Genomic DNA, 16,141 nt, shown 5'->3' with positions numbered 1-16,141 from the left:
AATCATGCTGAAAAGAATTGGCCTTTATGTTCTGGGGCTTTTTATCCTTGCCCTTGGTGTATCCATTTCTGTGAAATCCAATCTGGGGGTCTCGCCCGTCAGCTCTCTGGCTTACGTGCTGAGCCTGATTTTTCCAGTGAAGATGGGGTATTTCACCATGGGTGTATTCATCTCGTTTATTCTGGTGCAGTTTCTTCTTTTGGGAAAAGAGTTCAAAATCACGTCTTCCCTTCAGGTGCTTTGCTCTGTAGTATTCGGCTATTTTGTCAATTTCTCCAATGCGCTGCTCTCTTCTATAGAGGTGCCGGAGAATCTTCCTGTGAGGCTCTTTCTCGCGGTTCTGAGCGCTGCAGTGTGCGGTCTTGGCATATTTCTTTATGTGGGTGCCCGGGTGATGCCGCTGCCTGCTGAAGGCCTCACAGAGGTGATCTCCGTAAAAGTGAAGAAGCCTTTTTCAAAGGTAAAAGTAATTTTTGATCTGGTTATGCTCCTTGTCAGTGTTCTTTTTTCTTTGTTTTTCCTGGACAGCATCAGAGGGATTGGTGTTGGCACGCTCATTTCCGCACTTCTCATCGGAAAATTTGTCGGTATTTTTTCAGTTTTCCTGAAAGAACCATTGGCCTTGTTTCTGAGGAACAAAGAGCAGATGATCACAGCGGTGCCTCAAGATAAGGTGGATGGAAATTCCTAGGTTTCTGGGAATTTTCTTTTTTTTGGCCTTTTCAACTTCAGGAAGTTGGGTTATAATCATAATTGACTCCTGAAGAGCGGATTGAGAAAACTCAGCCATCAGGTAGCACAAAGTGTCTTAAGGCGTGAGTCCTTTAAAAAATTGTTCGTATTTTTAGATTGAGTCTTAAGGAGTTTAGCCTCCCGGGCGAAAATCTTCAAAAAATCTTCCAAGTTAGCTATTGACGGGCCCCGGATTTTAGTATAGAATCATTATTGTCGTCGAAAACAGATGACTGACGGGGTGTAGCGCAGATGGGAGCGCGCGTGCTTTGGGAGCATGAGGTCGCAGGTTCAATCCCTGTCACCCCGACCATTTTATCGGGGGCATAGTCCTTAGATAAAAGGATATGCGTCTTTAGCTCAGCTGGATAGAGCAACGCCCTTCTAAGGCGTGGGCCAGGAGTTCGAATCTCTTAAGACGCACCATTAATGGGATATCGCCAAGTGGTAAGGCTCCAGACTCTGACTCTGGCATCGTTGGTTCGAATCCAGCTATCCCAGCCATTTCTTTATGATCCACTAGCTCAGTCGGTAGAGCACATGACTTTTAATCATGGTGTCCGGGGTTCGATTCCCCGGTGGATCACCATTATGCGGGTGTAGTTCAATGGTAGAATTCCAGCCTTCCAAGCTGGTCGTGAGGGTTCGATTCCCTTCACCCGCTCCATTTCAACCAAATAACCTTCGGGGTGTAGCGCAGCTGGGAGCGCGCGTGCTTTGGGAGCATGAGGTCGCAGGTTCAATCCCTGTCACCCCGACCATTAATTTATAAACTATGCGGGAGTGGCTCAGTGGTAGAGCGTCACCTTGCCAAGGTGAACGTCGCGAGTTCGAATCTCGTCTTCCGCTCCATTTTGCGTCTTTAGCTCAGCTGGATAGAGCAACGCCCTTCTAAGGCGTGGGCCAGGAGTTCGAATCTCTTAAGACGCACCATTATGGTGGACGTAGTTCAGTTGGTAGAGCGCCAGATTGTGATTCTGGTTGTCGTGGGTTCGAGTCCCATCGTTCACCCCATTTTTATCTAGTGGGATATCGCCAAGTGGTAAGGCACCAGACTTTGACTCTGGCATTCGTTGGTTCGAATCCAGCTATCCCAGCCATTAAGAACAATAATAATGCAGATGTGGCGAAATTGGCAGACGCACTAGACTTAGGATCTAGCGCCGAGAGGCGTGGGGGTTCGACTCCCTTCATCTGCACCAAAAACTCTTTTTGCGGGAGTGGCTCAGTGGTAGAGCGTCACCTTGCCAAGGTGAACGTCGCGAGTTCGAATCTCGTCTTCCGCTCCACTTGCGGGTGTAGTTCAATGGTAGAATTCCAGCCTTCCAAGCTGGTCGTGAGGGTTCGATTCCCTTCACCCGCTCCACTAAAACCTGCCTGATGGCAGGTTTTTTTCAAAAGATACCCTTTTGCCTCATTAGCTCAGTTGGATAGAGTAGTGGTCTTCGAAACCATTGGTCGGGCGTTCGAGTCGCTCATGGGGCACCAAATAAAGTCTTTTTACAGATACAGAAATGTAGTGTGAAAAGGCTTTTTTATTTTGTGTATTTTTTGCTGGATTCAGCCCAAGTAAAATATTTCTAAATTGTAAACGAAAACATGAATTTCTCCTATTGCCTTCCTTCCAATGCGATAGTATAATCAAAACATTCTCGTGTTACGGACAACTGTCTTTAATGGAAGAACAAATGAAAAATGTTTCTGTATGTGCAGAAACAGAGCAGGGGGAACTGTTATGAAGAAAAAGAAACTGGGACTCGTCCCGAAACTGATCATTGCTATTATTCTTGGTATTCTTGTGGGACAGATGCGATTCCTTCCGGAAGGCCTATTGAGACTTCCTGTGACCTTTTCCAGTATATTCTCCACCTTTCTTTCCTTTATCATTCCACTGATGATTCTGGGCTTTGTGGTTGTGGGAATCTCAGACTTGACTGAAGGAGCAGGAAAACTCCTGGGGATGACGACGGTCCTAGCCTATGGTTCGACGCTTGCAGCTGGAGTTCTTTCCTACCTTATGGCCTCAGCTTTCTTTCCTTCCTTTATTGGAGAATCACTGGTAGAGAAGATCAGCGGTTCCGGTGAGGGTCTCAGTACTTTGTTTTCTATTCCGCTGTCACCACTTTTAGATGTGACAGGAGCCATCGTGTTCTCCTTCGTCATGGGAGTGGGGATATCGGCTTTGAAATCTAAAGGAAGCGGAAAGTATCTTTATGGATTCTTTAAAGAGTTTTCAGAGATCATCTCCAATGTGCTTTCTGCCGTCATCATCCCGTTTCTTCCGGTGTACATTTTTGGGAACTTTCTGAATCTCAGCTATTCAGGGTCCGTTTTTTCCATCCTGTCCATTTTCTGGAAGGTATTTCTCCTCATCATCGCGCTGCATCTTCTCTATGTAGGATTTCTGTTCTTTGTGGCAGGCGGTGTTTCAGGAAAGAATCCTTGGATGCTTCTGAAGAATCAGATTCCAGGTTATGTGACAGCGGTGGGAACTCAGTCCAGTGCAGCCACCATTCCGGTGAATGTGGAATGTGCGCGAAAGAATGGTGTGTCTAAAGAAATCAGGGAGTTCGTGGTGCCTCTTTGTGCCACCATACACCTGGCAGGCAGCATCATCACCATCACCAGCTGCGTCACCGCGGTGCTTCTCATCTATGATCTGCCCCATGGAATTTCTCTTATGGCTACCTTCATTGCGACCCTTGGTGTGGCTATGGTGGCAGCACCAGGAGCCCCAGGCGGAGCCATTATGAGTGCGTTGCCATTCCTGACCCTGGTGGGCATTGACCCTACGGGGACCATGGGACAGCTGCTCATTACACTGTATCTCACTCAGGACAGCTTCGGCACAGCTGCCAATGTCTCTGGGGACAATGCTCTGGCCATCCTTGTGGAAACCTTCCATAAGAAGAGCCTTCTGAAAGAAGGAAAGAACCTAAGCGAAGTAGAAGCAGTATAAAGCTGCAGTAAAAGAAAGAGAAGCATCCCTGATGAGCTTCTCTTTCTTGACGCTTGGAGGATTCTTAAAGTGGTCCTTTCTTTTTCTTGTGTTCAAAGATGTTTCAAATTATGTTCACTTGCCACCTGTTCGGAGTACAGGTAGCATAGAAAGAAAAGTGCTGAAGGAGGAACTTATGAAGGAACTGATTTATGGAGACACCCACTGGGATGAGAGAAAAAGACGCTTTCACTTTGAAAAGCTGAAGAAAGATCTGGAGACGGATGTCCTGATCATTGGAGGAGGAATGTCAGGCACGCTCACAGCGTATGTGCTTTCAAAGGCAACGGACCGGAAAATTACGGTCATCGACGGCAAAGACATTGCCACAGGAAGCAGCAGAGCCAACACAGGGCTTCTGCAGGTGTCCAGTGACACCATGCTCAGTGAGTTTATGGAGACCATTGGGGAAGAAAAAGCCAGAGGGTTTTATAGGATGTGCCAGGAAGCTATGATGGATCTTCACAGAATCCGGGAAATCTTTCCAGAGTGCTCCTTAAGAGAAAGACAGAGCCTTTATATGGCCACCGAAAAAGACCATGAGGAAAAGCTCAGAAAAGAATATGAGGCGCTGAAAGGCCAAGGGATGCGTCTTCGGTATCTTTCCAGGGAAGAGGCCAGGAAAGAGTTTGATGCAGACTGCTACAGCGCCCTGCTCATCGATGGAGATGCGGATGTGGACCCAGTGAAATTCATTGAAACCCTCACCAAAGAGAACGCTGAAAAAGGGGTACAGTATTATGAGGATACAGAGGTGGATCTTTCTTCTGTGAAGGAACGGGAAATCTTCACGAAAGACGGCCATAAGATCCTGTTTCAGGAGGTAATCTTTGCCACAGGCTATGCCTATGTCTATCCCCTTTTCAAAGATAAGATAGAAATCGGCAGGACCTATGCTCTGGTGACTGAAAAGATCGACGGAAGCCCTTGGAAGGATGAGGTCATGATCTGGGAGACAAAAGATCCCTATCTTTATCTTCGCACAAGCCAGGATGGAAGAATTGTAGCGGGAGGACTGGATGAAGAAATGAGCCATGTGGAAAAAGAAGAGAAAAAACTGAAGAAGAAGGAAGCGGAGCTTAAAGCATCCTGTGAGAAGCTTCTTTTTCATGAACTTCCCTTAGACGTGGAACATTTTTACAATGCGCTCTTTGGCAGTGTGAAAGATGGACTGCCCCTCATTGGAAAAGAACCTGGAAGAAAAAACCGCTACTATCTGCTCGGGTATGAGGGAAATGGCACCTGCTACAGTATGGCGGGAGCAAAAATCATTAAAGATCTTCTCCTGGGCATTGAAAACCCCTATGCGGATATTGTGAAGCTTGACCGATGAGTGTATGCATTTCTCTCTAAGGATGTGTCCTGCTTTTTCTCTTTTCCTTGCAAGAATTGTGATGGGTATCGTTTACGGGTGAAGGAATGACAATCTCATGTTGCAGTCATTGAATTTCAGGTGCGGTAAGGATAAAATGAAGAAATATGAACAGGCAGAAATTGCGGATAATGAGGGAATGATATGATAAAAGAACGTGAAGTAATCAAAGAGGTCAAAAGGGTGGTCATCAAGGTGGGCACATCCACCATCGCCCATACAGGGGGACTCATCAATATCTATCGGATGGAGCATCTGGCCCGTATGATTTCAGATCTGAAAAACAGGGGCTACCAGGTGGTTCTTGTTTCTTCCGGCGCCATTGGGGTAGGGGCTCAGAGAATGCATCTGAAAGAGCGTCCCAGGGACATCGAAGGAAAACAGGCGGCCGCTGCTGTGGGGCAGGTGGTTCTCATGAACATGTACCAGAAGTTTTTCCAGGAATACAACTATCAGGTGGCCCAGATTCTTGTGACCAAGCAAGTGGAGACAGACAAATTCATGAAGTTCAACGCAAAGAACACCATGAAGGAACTTTTGCGAAACGGCATAGTGCCTATCGTCAATGAAAATGACACCATCTCCACAGATGAGATCATCTTTGGTGACAACGATACGCTGTCTGCGGTGGTGGCATCCCTTGTGGATGCGGACCTTCTCATTCTTCTTTCAGACATCGATGGACTGTACACCGATGATCCTAGAAAGAATCCGGAAGCGAAGCTCATGAGCCTAGTGGAAAAGATCGATGATTATGTGGAATCCATTGCCAAAGATTCTTCCACAAAGCTTGGCACTGGAGGGATGATCACGAAGATCAAAGCGGCAAAGTACGCAACCAAAAGAGGCATCCATGTGGTGCTGGCCAATGGTGCAGGAAATGAGACCGTAGAAGAGATCCTCATGGGGAAGGAAGTCGGCACACTGTTTTTGGGAGGAAAGAAGAAATGACCATGATAGAAATTGGCAGAGAAGCGAAGAAAGCATCCAGAGAGCTGGCTAGACTCTCTACGAAAGAAAAGAACGACCTTCTGGTTGCTTTGGCAGAAGAGCTGAAAGTGAAAGAAGAAGAAATAGTGCAGGCCAATGAAGAAGATCTTAGAAGAGGGAAAGAAGGAAATCTTTCCGAAGCTCTTCTGGACCGTCTTCTTCTGAATCCGCAGAGAATTGAAAGCATGATAGAAGGGATTCTGTCAATCCGCACCATGGAGGACCCCATCGGGAAGGTGCTGTCCATGAAGACGTTGGAAAATGGTCTTCAGATTGGGAAAAAGACCGTCCCTTTGGGTGTGGTAGGAATCATCTATGAATCCAGACCCAATGTGACAATTGATACCGCAGCCCTTTGTCTCAAGTCCTCCAATGCACTGATATTAAGGGGAGGCAAAGAAGCCATCTCTTCCAATAAGGCACTGGTTTCAGTGATTCAGGCAGCTCTTGTGAAGAGAGGACTCAATCCCCACATGGTCCAGCTTATTGAAGATCTTTCCTATGAGACCGCAGGGGAGTTCATGAGAATGAATGAGTATCTAGATGTGCTGATTCCAAGAGGGTCTGCAAGGCTCATCCAAAGAGTGGTGAAAGAATCCACAGTTCCGGTCATTGAAACCGGGGTGGGCAACTGCCACGTGTTTGTAGATGAAAGCGCAGATGAGGAGATGGCTCTATCCATCATTGAAAATGCGAAAACCCAGAGAACCGGAGTCTGCAATGCCATGGAGTCTCTTCTCGTCCATGAGGCTGTACTTGAGAGCTTTCTGCCTAAACTGGAAAAGCTCACCATAAAACATGGAGTGAAGGTCATGGCAGATCCGAAGGCAAGGGCTTTGGTCCCTTCCTTTTTGGAAGCCACGGAGGAGGATTATGCCACCGAATACCTGGATCTTGCATTTTCCCTGAAGACCGTTGGAAGTCTGGAAGAAGCCATGGAACACATCGCAAAGTATGGTACAGGGCATTCTGAAGCCATTGTCACTGAAAAGTACGATCACGCGCTGAGTTTCCTCAATGAGGTAGATGCAGCGGCGGTCTATGTCAATGCCTCCACCCGGTTTACTGATGGACAGGCCATGGGGATGGGCGCTGAAATGGGCATCTCCACCCAGAAGCTGCATGCCAGAGGTCCTGTGGGACTGACGGAACTCACCTCCACCAAATACATCATCTTTGGCCAGGGGCAGATCCGTCCCTAAGAAAGTAAAAAAGAGAAAGCTTCCATCGCCTGGGGTTCCAGCAATGAACCCGGCGTATGGAAGCTTTTAAGTTATTAGGAAGGAATGGATTTCAGTTTCGTGTATTCCTGCTCCTTCAGAAGGCGCCGCGCGGATTCTCTCAAGTAGTCAGAATGAGGCAGCTTCCCTTCCTCCAGAAGTTTAACAAGGCGGATGGCTCCATTCAAGGAAGACAGATGGGAGTGCTGGCTGTAGTTTGTGGTATTCTTTCTCACAACGACATAGGAAGATTTTCCGATTTGGAGAACCTTGAATTTCTTGTGGTAGAATACGACTCTTGACATGTCAGATCCCTCCTAAAATAGTCTAAATATTCTTTTTATACTTACATTATAAAGGTAAAATCATGGGTTTTGGTAAAGAAAAGGTAAAATCTACATTTTTTATAAAAGTACTTTTCAAAATCCGAGTAAAATGGTAAGATTTATTTATCCTGTGAAAGAAAAGTTGAAGAAATTTGATGCAGGTCAAAGTTTTAGCAATGGCTTTCAATTTATAATGAGTTCATCAAGTGAAGGGAGTGAAGAGATTTGACCATACAGATGCAGGATACGGTAGAAGAAATTGTAAAGAAATGCCCCGAAGCTGCGGAAGTTCTGAAATCGCTGGGATTTGACCAGATTACGAACCCCATCATGCTGAAGACCATGGGAAAAATCATGACACTGCCGAAGGTTTCCAAAGCGAAGAATGTACCACTGGAAACCATCATCGATGCCTTTTCAAAAAGAGGCATCACCATCCTAGAGTAAGAATGGAAAGTGGAGGGAAAAATGAGCAACGTAATCAATAACCGTGAACTGAATGACACCAACAAAAATAAAAGACAGGAGCTTCTGAAAGGAATGATCCTGAAACTTCATGATGGGGTAGACCCAGAAGAAGTGAAAAAAGAGTTCCGAGCAAACTTCACAGGAGTCTCCTCCTTTGAAATCACTCAGATGGAACAAGGACTGGTACAGGAAGGCATGCCTGTGGAAGAAATTCAGAGACTTTGTGATGTCCATGCGGATATCTTCAAGGGGTCTGTGGATGAAGTCCATACCAGAAGCAAGGAAGAAGAAAGCATTGGTCATCCAGTGAGAGTTTTAAGAGAAGAAAACTATGCCTTGACCAGTCTTCTGGAAGAGGATCTGGAGCCCAAGATGGAGGCTTTTATCAACCATCCGGAAGCACCCATCAAGAACCTTCTTCTTCAGGACATCAATCTTCTCTGGGACATTGACAAGCACTACTCCAGAAAAGAAAATGTGATCTTCCCTTATATGGAAAAATACGGCATGAGTGCACCGCCTAAGGTCATGTGGGGCGTAGATGATGAAATCCGTCTTGCCATTAAAGAAATGAAGCAGATGGTTATCGATGAGAACAGAGAAGCTCTGAAGACTCATGCGCCAGCGACCCTCACAAAAATCAAGGAGATGATCTTTAAAGAAGAGCAGATTCTCATTCCGATGATTCTCGAAGTCTTCACAGAAGATGAGTGGCTGGAGATTGCCGATGACAGTGAAGAAATCGGCTACTGCATCGTATCACCGGAAGGGAAGTGGGCACCAAACAGAGTTTCCTTCATTGGCGGTCCCAAGAAGAAGGAAGAGAACGCGCCAGATGGAAATGTACGGTTCGGTGTAGGCTATCTCTCTGTGAAGGAACTGGAAAAAATCATGAATACCCTGCCTGTGGACATCACCTTTATTGATGAGAAAGACACAGTGAAATATTTCAATCTGGCCAAAGAAAGAATCTTTGCAAGAACCAAGTCCGTCATCGGACGTACGGTTCAGAACTGTCATCCACCCCAAAGTGTGGGCACTGTGGAGAAGCTCCTGGAGGACTTCAAAGCTGGTGTGAAGGATGAGGAAAGTTTCTGGATCAATTCCCGTGGCATGTTCATTCTCATCACGTACTATGCCGTGAGAGATGAGAAAGGAAAGTACATGGGCACCCTAGAAGTGACACAGAATGTCAAAGGCATCCGTGAACTCGAGGGAGAAAAGAGAATACTCGCAGACTAGGCCTATACGTAGTCTCTGGTATATATATGAACACCAAACACATACCCCCCTTAATAAAACAGACAAATACGGAAACTGCACGCCAGATCTTTGGATCTGGCGCTTTTTCTTTAACAGCATTTTTAAAAAGAGAGATGAATTTCTTGAACCCCTACCAAAATCGGCACAGAACTTTTATAATGAATAGAAGAAGTTGACCTGAAGGAGGTTTTTAGATGAATCGTGCGGATACTCAATATCTCAGCATTGTCAAAGAGGTGCTGGAACATGGATACTATGACGGCAACCGAACCGGGATGCCTACTTATAAACTCCCCCACAAAATTATGCAGTTTGATCTGGAAAAGGAATTTCCCATTCTTACATCAAAATTTGTAGGATTTAAGACTGCAGTGAAGGAAATGCTCTGGATTTACCGGGACCAGTCCAACTCTGTGCTGAAACTGCAGGAGGAGAATGTCCATATCTGGGATGAGTGGATGAAGGAAGACGGCACCATCGGCACTTCCTATGGCTGGGTGGTGAAAGAGTACAATCAGGTGGATCAGCTGATACACAGTCTGAAAAACAATCCCCAGGATAGAAGGATGATCATGAGTCTATGGCAGATTCCCCATCTGGAGGGCGGATCCTTGTATCCTTGTGCCTTCATGACCATGTGGGATGTGACCGATGGAAGACTCAACTGCATGCTGGTGCAAAGATCTGGAGATCTTCCTTTGGGAGTGCCTTTTAATATGACCCAATATGCGGTGCTTGTGCATCTCATAGCCCAGGTGACAGGCCTTAGACCTGGTCTTTTCACCCATGTGATCAACAATGCCCACATCTATGAAAATCAGGTGGAAGGGATGAAAGAGCAGCTTTCCCGGGGAGAAGCTCCGGAAGCGCCAAAGCTTTGGATCAATCCTGAGGTGCAGGATTTCTACAAGTTCACCATCGAAGATATTAAGCTTGTGGACTACAATCATCTGGGGAAAATCGCCATGGAGGTGTCTGTCTGATATGCTGAGCCTTATTGTTGCCACAACGGAAGATGGGGTCATTGGAAAAGAAGGCACCCTGGCCTGGAGGATTCCGAAGGATCTTCAGTATTTTAAAAAAATGACCATGGGTAAAACCATGGTCATGGGCAGAAAAACCTTTGAGAGCCTGCCGGGGATGCTGCCAGGAAGAAAACATGTGGTTCTGACAAGAAACCGGGATCTTTCTTTTCCGGAAGGGGTAGAAGTGCTTCATGATCTGGAAGAGGTGATGAAGTATAAAGAGTATCCGGAGGAAGTGATGATCATTGGTGGAGGAGAGCTTTTCAATTACTTTCTTCCGCACTGTGAGAAGCTCTACATCACTTATGTAAAAAAAGAGTTTCAGGGAGACACCTATTTCCCGCTGGAGAAGCTGAAGGATTTCACTGAGGTGAATAGAGAGACAATGCTGGATGAACATTCGGGCATAGAACTCGATTTTACAGTGTATCAGAAGAAGGAGAAAATATAGGTACAAACTTTTTACGTGCAAGAAGCTATCTGGTGACACCTCAGGAGTCTTATAGAGGGACCTGAGAATCTGGGATTCTGAAAGATGCGACAAGGATAGCGAGAGTTCTGAAGTGCAGGTGTTTCTAAAGATGGAAGCAGAACGTCATATTCTTCTTTAATGAGCCTTCCACCACTGCCTGAAGACCCTTGAATAAATAAGACAGAATAAAGAGAAGCCTGGATTCTTTTCATAGATTCCAGGCTTCTCTTCTATTTGTTTTTCATTTGATAAAGGACATGTTCCTTCAGGATACTGCCGTCCTGTACGTTGGGATGGTCAAATTCTCCCACTTTTATCATGCCGATCTTCTGCATGACCCCCTCCGAGGGGAGGTTGATTTTAGCGGTGAAACTGTAGATTTCAGGAAACTTCAGCTCTTGGAAGCCATAGGCTATGCAGGTTCTGGCGCCTTCTGTGGCGTATCCTTTTCCAAAGGCAGAAGCTTTCAGCCGCCAACCGATTTCGATGCAAGGGGTGAAGGCGGCGGGGAAAGAAGCTTCATGGAACCCGATGAACCCGATGAATTCACCTGTTTCTTTCAGCTCCACCGCGTAGAGCCCATAGCCCGAGCTGGAAAATTCTTTTTGAATTCTCTCAAAGAAAAAGTCCGTTTCTGCATCCTCCAAGGTGGAAGGAAAATATCGCATGACCTGAGGATCTTTATTCATCTTTCTAAATGGGGGAAGATCCTCCCTGGTCCAGTCTCTGAACCGTAGACGCTCTGTTTCAAAATAAACCATGAATATCACCACACTTTCCAGTGTTTTAGTTGCTGCTGTTTTCTACTCTCTTGTCATGGACCAGACTGATGAATAAGAATGCCAGTCCAAAGAAGAAAGCGCCGTAGAGAAAGACAATCTGATATCCGATGCGGTCAATAAGGAAACCCAATAGAACAGGAGAAATGATGTTCGCAATGGAAGAGAAAAGGTAATATACACCGGTATATGTGCCAAGAAGTCCTAAGGGGCTCATATCAGCTACCAGAGGATAGGAGTTGATGTTGATGGAAGCCCAGGCAAATCCGACCCCAAGAAACAGAATTCTCATGAGAAGAAGCATATTGCTCTGTTCTGGTTTCAGGAAGGAAATGGCCAAGGTCAGCAGCACCGCCAGCGCTACGCCCATACGGATGGTGTTCTTCTTTCCAATCTTGGTGCCAATGATTCCTGCAGGAATGGCGAAGACTAGAAAGCTGATGGAGATGAATGCCAGCGTTGTGGTGGCTTGGGAAGGCTGGATACCAAGATAACTTTGTCCGTATTTCGTGAAGAAAGTTTCGATGCCGTTGTAGGCAATGAACCAGCTGCAGATGGCAAAGAGAAGATTTCGGGCGTTCTTGTCCCTCAGGGCGATGGCAAGACCCTGAAGAAGGTTTCTCTTTTCTTCCGCTGCTTCATAATGAAGCACATCCCGTTGCTCTTTGATCTTCAGAAAAAGAACACCAAAGGAAAAGAGGATGAGGAAAGAAGAGAGGATAAAAGGATATCCGTCATTCAGCTCAAAAAGCTTGCCGCCAATGAGATAGGCGATGAGAGATCCGATGCCGCCCATGAAATTGATGATGGAGTTCGACTTTGAGCGGTGCTGCTTCGCGGTGATGTCCGGCATAAGAGCAATCACCGGAGAGCGGTAGATGCTCATGGACAGGTTCATGAAGAGCAGAGCGAAAACCAGTGCATAGAGGCTCTTCGTTTGTGGGATAAGAAACATGAAAACAGCTGCCAGAGGCATGCCCACCATGATGAAGGGCATTCTTCGACCAAATTTCGTGTTGATCTTATCAGAGTAGAACCCGACGGCAGGCTGAATGAAAAGGGCCAGATAGTTGTCGATGGTCATGATAAAACCAATAAGTGCAGCGCTTTTCAGGTAATTGCCAAGAAGCAGCGGCATAAAAGCGTTGTAGACGCTCCATGTGATGCTGATGGCAAAAAAACCAAAGCCTAGAATAAAAGTCTTTTTGTAGTCCAGTTTATGTTCCATAGTTACGGCCTCCTTAGTGCTTGAATGAGTTCTTCCGGATGATCGGTGATGATGCCGTCGATGCCAAGGGTATTGAAGTATTGGGCGGTCTGGATATCATTGACGGTCCAAAGATTGACTCCGATGCTGTTTTTCTTGAGATCCTCCAGGAGCCTCGGGTCCATGGATCTGTAGGAAGGATGAATAAAGGACGCACCGAGGGTTTTGGCGTACTCATGTGGCTGGAAGAGTCCGCATTCATATAAGGGAGCGGTTTTGGCCTCAGGTTCCAGCTGCTTGATGAGAGCAATGGAATAATGGTTGAAGCTGGAGAAGATGACCCGGGATAGAAAGCCTTCAGCTTTGATGAGCTCCAGAAGCTTTTCCTCAATTCCAGGATAGAGGACAAAACCCATTTTAATTTCTATATTGAGTATGAGATCTGTGTCTTTCAAAAGATCCAGAAGCTCTATTAGGGTTGGTATTTTCTCTCCTTTATAGGCATCTCCTTTCCATGAACCGAAATCATACCTCTGGAGCTCTTCCAGGGTCATATCTTTCACCTGACCTTTTCCGTCAGATACCCGGCTGATCTCTTCGTCATGGGTGATTACAAGGATGCCGTCCTTTGTCAGATGCACATCAGTTTCGATGCCTTCTGCGCCTACAGATAAAGCAGACCGGAATGCAGCCATGGTGTTCTCGGGATAAACAGAGGAGTTGCCTCTGTGAGCAAAAATTCGCATATGTTACCTCCAAAGTGTTTTATGTTTCAGATTATAGTAGTATTATACCCTTCTTCAAGATGAGATGTTACTGAATTATGCGAAAGTAAAAGTAAAATTATGGTAAAGGAACCTAAAGAGATTATCGGCAAACCAGAACAGATTTGAACATCCATCCCACATTTGTAGGTTTCCTCCGTTATAATGGAATGGTGAACGAAATTATATGTGCAGGTGAATGAAATGATTAAACAGTTTATATCGTACTATAAGCCGCATAAGTGGCTTTTTATTCTGGATATGGTGGCAGCGACCTTCATCGCGGCAACAGATCTTATTTTTCCTCAGATCACGAGGACTTTCATTAATGACATTCTTCCAAACAATGACATGGAGCGTCTTGTGAAAGTGGCCATTGCGATGTTCTTCCTCTATATATTCCGATTTGTGATGGATTATGTGGTGGGCTTCTATGGGCATCTGCTGGGGGTGAAGATGGAATATGACATGAGAAAAGATATGTTCTCCCATCTTCAGAAGCTGTCCTTCAAGTATTATGATGAAACAAAGACAGGACATATCATGTCGAGGCTTGTGAACGACCTGAATGAAATCAGCGAGCTGGCTCATCATGGTCCTGAGGATATTTTTATCTCAGGTCTCATGCTTCTTGGTTCTTTTGGCCTACTTCTAAATGTAAATGTGAAGCTTACACTCATTGTGTTTACCGTGGTTCCTTTCCTGGTTCTGTTTGCAGTCTTCTATAACAGCAAGATGAGAAGAACCTTCCGCCAGATGAGAGAGAAGCTTTCAGACATCAACGCTGGCTTAGAAGACTCCATCTCTGGCGTGCGCGTGGTGAAGTCTTTCACCAATGAAGACTATGAGGAGAAGAAGTTTGATGAAGGGAACAATGCTTTCAAGAAGCTTCGTACAAGAAGTGTCAGACAGCTGGGGATTTTCTCAGGAGGGATCAATTTCTTCTCCAATATCCTGAACCTTGTGACTTTGGCTTTCGGGGGCTATTTTCTGTATCTGGGGGAGATCAATACGGGAGATCTGTTCGCCTACATCATTTATATGGGTATCATCATTCAGCCTGTGAAGAGACTGGCGAATTTTGTGGAACAGTTCCAGCGTGGTATGGCCGGCTTTAGAAGATTCAGCGAAGTCATGGCCATCGCACCAGATATCATTGACAAGGAAAATGCGGAAGAACTTCGAGATGTGAAAGGAACTGTGGAGTTCCAGGATGTTGCGTTCTCCTATGGGGACAGGGAAGCGGTGCTGAAAAACATCAATCTGATGGTGGATGAAGGTCAGACCATTGCCATTGTTGGTCCCAGTGGAGTAGGGAAAACCACCATGTGCAATCTGATTCCGAGGTTCTATGAACTCAGCAGCGGCGGAATCTATATAGATGGGAAGAACATACAGGAAGTAACTATGGAAAGTCTTCGTGGAAACATCGGGATTGTTCAGCAGGATGTGTTTCTTTTCAGTGGCAGTGTATATGAAAATATACTCTATGGCAATCTGGAGGCCACGAAAGAAGAAGTGATAGAAGCCACCAAGAAAGCCAATGCTTATGAGTTCATCATGGATATGCCCAACGGTTTCGACACCTATATTGGGGAACGTGGTGTGAAGCTGTCTGGTGGCCAAAAACAAAGACTGTCCATTGCAAGAATGTTTCTTAAGAATCCGCCTATCCTTATTCTGGATGAGGCTACTTCTTCATTAGACAACAAGAGTGAAGCGGTGATTCAGGAGTCCATCAATGAACTGGCCAAAGACAGAACCACCTTTATCATTGCGCACAGGATGGCGACCATCCGGAATGCTGAACGAATTATAGTACTCACTGAAAATGGAATAGAAGAAGATGGTACGCATACGGAACTGATGAAGAAACGTGGCGAATACTTTAAACTGTACAACTCGCAGTTCAAGTCTGCGGACATTGCTTAACTGAATGTTTGATGCCTAAGAGAGCCTGAAAGGGCTCTCTTTCTGGTCTATGAACTATCGTTAAACTTTATCAGGGGTCATTGTAAAGTTTTGGTAAATCAGCTATGATTATAGAGCACGAAGAACAGACTTTATGAAAATGTCGAAAGGTACTGCCTGGCAACAGGAAAAAGTGAATTGTACAAAAATAACTAAAATTTTTGAGAAATCACTACAATTTGATGTTGACAAAGATTCTTTCTCCGTGATAAGATAGACAAGTCGCTTGAGAGAGCGGCGCGAAAACAAGCAAACACAGTTCTTTGAAAATTAAACAGAATATAGGTAAAAAACCAAAGTAATTCTTTTTGAGAAATCAAAAAAAACCACTTTCTGAAAAGAAAGTGCGAACTTCATGAAAATGAAGTTCAGAAGCTAGTGTAATGAATAGCTAGTTCAAACTTTTAAATTGAGAGTTTGATCCTGGCTCAGGACGAACGCTGGCGGCGTGCCTAACACATGCAAGTCGAGCGGAGAATGCGGATATGTTTACATAGAAGTATTCTTAGCGGCGGACGGGTGAGTAACACGTGGGTAACCTGCCTCAAAGTGGG

14 protein-coding genes, 14 tRNA genes and 1 rRNA gene are annotated in these 16,141 nt (G+C 45.5%); 25 read left to right on the top strand and 4 right to left on the bottom strand.

Annotation, left to right across the window (positions count from 1 at the left end; genetic code table 11):
- Window positions 1-4: 4 nt before the first annotated feature.
- The 19 genes from T487_RS0112510 to T487_RS0112415 all read left to right on the top strand — a co-directional run bounded on the left by T487_RS0112510 (window position 5) and on the right by T487_RS0112415 (window position 7,294).
- Window positions 5-691: a YczE/YyaS/YitT family protein gene (locus tag T487_RS0112510; RefSeq protein WP_051651714.1), complete on the top strand. Its 687-nt coding sequence runs from the start codon at window positions 5-7 to the stop codon at window positions 689-691.
- A gap of 278 nt (window positions 692-969) precedes the next feature.
- Window positions 970-1,045 (top strand) — tRNA-Pro (locus T487_RS0112505).
- 36 nt (window positions 1,046-1,081) lie between these two features.
- A tRNA-Arg gene (locus T487_RS0112500) sits at window positions 1,082-1,158 on the top strand.
- A gap of 4 nt (window positions 1,159-1,162) precedes the next feature.
- Window positions 1,163-1,236 (top strand) — tRNA-Gln (locus tag T487_RS0112495).
- A gap of 9 nt (window positions 1,237-1,245) precedes the next feature.
- Window positions 1,246-1,321, top strand: a tRNA-Lys gene (locus tag T487_RS0112490).
- A gap of 4 nt (window positions 1,322-1,325) precedes the next feature.
- A tRNA-Gly gene (locus tag T487_RS0112485) sits at window positions 1,326-1,399 on the top strand.
- 18 nt (window positions 1,400-1,417) lie between these two features.
- Window positions 1,418-1,493 (top strand) — tRNA-Pro (locus T487_RS0112480).
- A 16-nt stretch (window positions 1,494-1,509) separates the two neighbouring features.
- Window positions 1,510-1,584 (top strand) — tRNA-Gly (locus tag T487_RS0112475).
- 4 nt (window positions 1,585-1,588) lie between these two features.
- A tRNA-Arg gene (locus T487_RS0112470) sits at window positions 1,589-1,665 on the top strand.
- Window positions 1,666-1,670: 5 nt separating this feature from the next.
- Window positions 1,671-1,746, top strand: a tRNA-His gene (locus tag T487_RS0112465).
- An 11-nt stretch (window positions 1,747-1,757) separates the two neighbouring features.
- A tRNA-Gln gene (locus tag T487_RS0112460) sits at window positions 1,758-1,832 on the top strand.
- Window positions 1,833-1,849: 17 nt separating this feature from the next.
- Window positions 1,850-1,934, top strand: a tRNA-Leu gene (locus T487_RS0112455).
- A gap of 12 nt (window positions 1,935-1,946) precedes the next feature.
- Window positions 1,947-2,021: transfer RNA gene (locus T487_RS0112450), tRNA-Gly, on the top strand.
- A gap of 3 nt (window positions 2,022-2,024) precedes the next feature.
- Window positions 2,025-2,098, top strand: a tRNA-Gly gene (locus T487_RS0112445).
- Between the two features lie 45 nt (window positions 2,099-2,143).
- Window positions 2,144-2,220: transfer RNA gene (locus T487_RS0112440), tRNA-Arg, on the top strand.
- 247 nt (window positions 2,221-2,467) lie between these two features.
- Window positions 2,468-3,691, top strand: coding sequence for a dicarboxylate/amino acid:cation symporter (locus T487_RS0112435; RefSeq protein ID WP_031577460.1), 1,224 nt, complete (start codon window positions 2,468-2,470; stop codon window positions 3,689-3,691).
- 175 nt (window positions 3,692-3,866) lie between these two features.
- Window positions 3,867-5,063 carry an NAD(P)/FAD-dependent oxidoreductase gene (locus tag T487_RS0112430; protein WP_162178260.1) on the top strand — a complete coding sequence of 399 codons (1,197 nt, stop codon included), beginning with the start codon at window positions 3,867-3,869 and terminating at the stop codon, window positions 5,061-5,063.
- Window positions 5,064-5,246: 183 nt separating this feature from the next.
- Complete coding sequence (proB, locus tag T487_RS0112420) at window positions 5,247-6,053, top strand: glutamate 5-kinase (RefSeq protein ID WP_031577458.1); 807 nt, start codon at window positions 5,247-5,249, stop codon at window positions 6,051-6,053.
- Window positions 6,050-7,294: a glutamate-5-semialdehyde dehydrogenase gene (locus T487_RS0112415; protein ID WP_031577457.1), complete on the top strand. Its 1,245-nt coding sequence runs from the start codon at window positions 6,050-6,052 to the stop codon at window positions 7,292-7,294. Before proB ends, T487_RS0112415 begins: the two co-directional genes overlap by 4 nt.
- 74 nt (window positions 7,295-7,368) lie before the next feature.
- Here T487_RS0112415 and T487_RS0112410 read toward each other — a convergent pair whose 3' ends face one another.
- Window positions 7,369-7,617, bottom strand: a complete 249-nt coding sequence (locus T487_RS0112410; protein WP_031577456.1) for a hypothetical protein — start codon at window positions 7,615-7,617, stop codon at window positions 7,369-7,371.
- 246 nt (window positions 7,618-7,863) lie between these two features.
- Between T487_RS0112410 and T487_RS0112405 the strand changes: the two genes are divergently transcribed.
- The 4 genes from T487_RS0112405 to T487_RS0112390 all read left to right on the top strand — a co-directional run bounded on the left by T487_RS0112405 (window position 7,864) and on the right by T487_RS0112390 (window position 10,845).
- Window positions 7,864-8,085, top strand: a complete 222-nt coding sequence (locus tag T487_RS0112405) for a DUF1858 domain-containing protein (RefSeq protein ID WP_051651712.1) — start codon at window positions 7,864-7,866, stop codon at window positions 8,083-8,085.
- A 21-nt stretch (window positions 8,086-8,106) separates the two neighbouring features.
- Window positions 8,107-9,348: a DUF438 domain-containing protein gene (locus tag T487_RS0112400; protein WP_031577454.1), complete on the top strand. Its 1,242-nt coding sequence runs from the start codon at window positions 8,107-8,109 to the stop codon at window positions 9,346-9,348.
- Window positions 9,349-9,563: 215 nt separating this feature from the next.
- Window positions 9,564-10,352, top strand: a complete 789-nt coding sequence (locus tag T487_RS0112395; RefSeq protein ID WP_031577453.1) for a thymidylate synthase — start codon at window positions 9,564-9,566, stop codon at window positions 10,350-10,352.
- Window position 10,353: 1 nt separating this feature from the next.
- Entirely contained in the window at window positions 10,354-10,845 is a 492-nt protein-coding gene (locus T487_RS0112390; protein WP_031577452.1) for a dihydrofolate reductase, read from the top strand.
- 251 nt (window positions 10,846-11,096) lie between these two features.
- Here T487_RS0112390 and T487_RS0112385 read toward each other — a convergent pair whose 3' ends face one another.
- Genes T487_RS0112385 through T487_RS0112375 form a run of 3 tightly spaced genes read right to left on the bottom strand, consistent with a single transcriptional unit; the run spans window position 11,097 to window position 13,598 of the window.
- Window positions 11,097-11,627 carry a GNAT family N-acetyltransferase gene (locus T487_RS0112385; RefSeq protein ID WP_031577451.1) on the bottom strand — a complete coding sequence of 177 codons (531 nt, stop codon included), beginning with the start codon at window positions 11,625-11,627 and terminating at the stop codon, window positions 11,097-11,099.
- A gap of 25 nt (window positions 11,628-11,652) precedes the next feature.
- On the bottom strand, window positions 11,653-12,873 hold the full coding sequence (locus tag T487_RS0112380; RefSeq protein ID WP_031577450.1) for an MFS transporter: 1,221 nt from the start codon (window positions 12,871-12,873) through the stop codon (window positions 11,653-11,655).
- 2 nt (window positions 12,874-12,875) lie between these two features.
- Window positions 12,876-13,598 carry a glycerophosphodiester phosphodiesterase gene (locus T487_RS0112375; protein WP_031577449.1) on the bottom strand — a complete coding sequence of 241 codons (723 nt, stop codon included), beginning with the start codon at window positions 13,596-13,598 and terminating at the stop codon, window positions 12,876-12,878.
- A gap of 222 nt (window positions 13,599-13,820) precedes the next feature.
- Between T487_RS0112375 and T487_RS0112370 the strand changes: the two genes are divergently transcribed.
- Complete coding sequence (locus T487_RS0112370) at window positions 13,821-15,548, top strand: ABC transporter ATP-binding protein (protein WP_031577448.1); 1,728 nt, start codon at window positions 13,821-13,823, stop codon at window positions 15,546-15,548.
- A 444-nt stretch (window positions 15,549-15,992) separates the two neighbouring features.
- Window positions 15,993-16,141 (top strand): 16S ribosomal RNA (locus T487_RS0112365); the annotation flags it as partial.

This window comes from Proteiniclasticum ruminis DSM 24773 (genome assembly GCF_000701905.1).
Taxonomy (GTDB): domain Bacteria; phylum Bacillota; class Clostridia; order Clostridiales; family Clostridiaceae; genus Proteiniclasticum; species Proteiniclasticum ruminis.
The sequence above is the reverse complement of the archived record's forward strand: the minus strand, read 5'-3'. Positions and strand labels throughout refer to the sequence as shown.

What these genes read in the sequence shown, in the direction of transcription:
- T487_RS0112510 (WP_051651714.1), top strand. Translation starts at nt 5, where the DNA reads ATGCTGAAAAGAATTGGCCTTTATGTTCTGGGGCTTTTTATCCTTGCC.
- T487_RS0112435 (WP_031577460.1), top strand. Translation starts at nt 2,468, where the DNA reads ATGAAGAAAAAGAAACTGGGACTCGTCCCGAAACTGATCATTGCTATT.
- T487_RS0112430 (WP_162178260.1), top strand. Translation starts at nt 3,867, where the DNA reads ATGAAGGAACTGATTTATGGAGACACCCACTGGGATGAGAGAAAAAGA.
- proB (WP_031577458.1), top strand. Translation starts at nt 5,247, where the DNA reads ATGATAAAAGAACGTGAAGTAATCAAAGAGGTCAAAAGGGTGGTCATC.
- T487_RS0112415 (WP_031577457.1), top strand. Translation starts at nt 6,050, where the DNA reads ATGACCATGATAGAAATTGGCAGAGAAGCGAAGAAAGCATCCAGAGAG.
- T487_RS0112410 (WP_031577456.1), bottom strand. Translation starts at nt 7,617, where the DNA reads ATGTCAAGAGTCGTATTCTACCACAAGAAATTCAAGGTTCTCCAAATC.
- T487_RS0112400 (WP_031577454.1), top strand. Translation starts at nt 8,107, where the DNA reads ATGAGCAACGTAATCAATAACCGTGAACTGAATGACACCAACAAAAAT.
- T487_RS0112395 (WP_031577453.1), top strand. Translation starts at nt 9,564, where the DNA reads ATGAATCGTGCGGATACTCAATATCTCAGCATTGTCAAAGAGGTGCTG.
- T487_RS0112390 (WP_031577452.1), top strand. Translation starts at nt 10,354, where the DNA reads ATGCTGAGCCTTATTGTTGCCACAACGGAAGATGGGGTCATTGGAAAA.
- T487_RS0112385 (WP_031577451.1), bottom strand. Translation starts at nt 11,627, where the DNA reads ATGGTTTATTTTGAAACAGAGCGTCTACGGTTCAGAGACTGGACCAGG.
- T487_RS0112380 (WP_031577450.1), bottom strand. Translation starts at nt 12,873, where the DNA reads ATGGAACATAAACTGGACTACAAAAAGACTTTTATTCTAGGCTTTGGT.
- T487_RS0112375 (WP_031577449.1), bottom strand. Translation starts at nt 13,598, where the DNA reads ATGCGAATTTTTGCTCACAGAGGCAACTCCTCTGTTTATCCCGAGAAC.
- T487_RS0112370 (WP_031577448.1), top strand. Translation starts at nt 13,821, where the DNA reads ATGATTAAACAGTTTATATCGTACTATAAGCCGCATAAGTGGCTTTTT.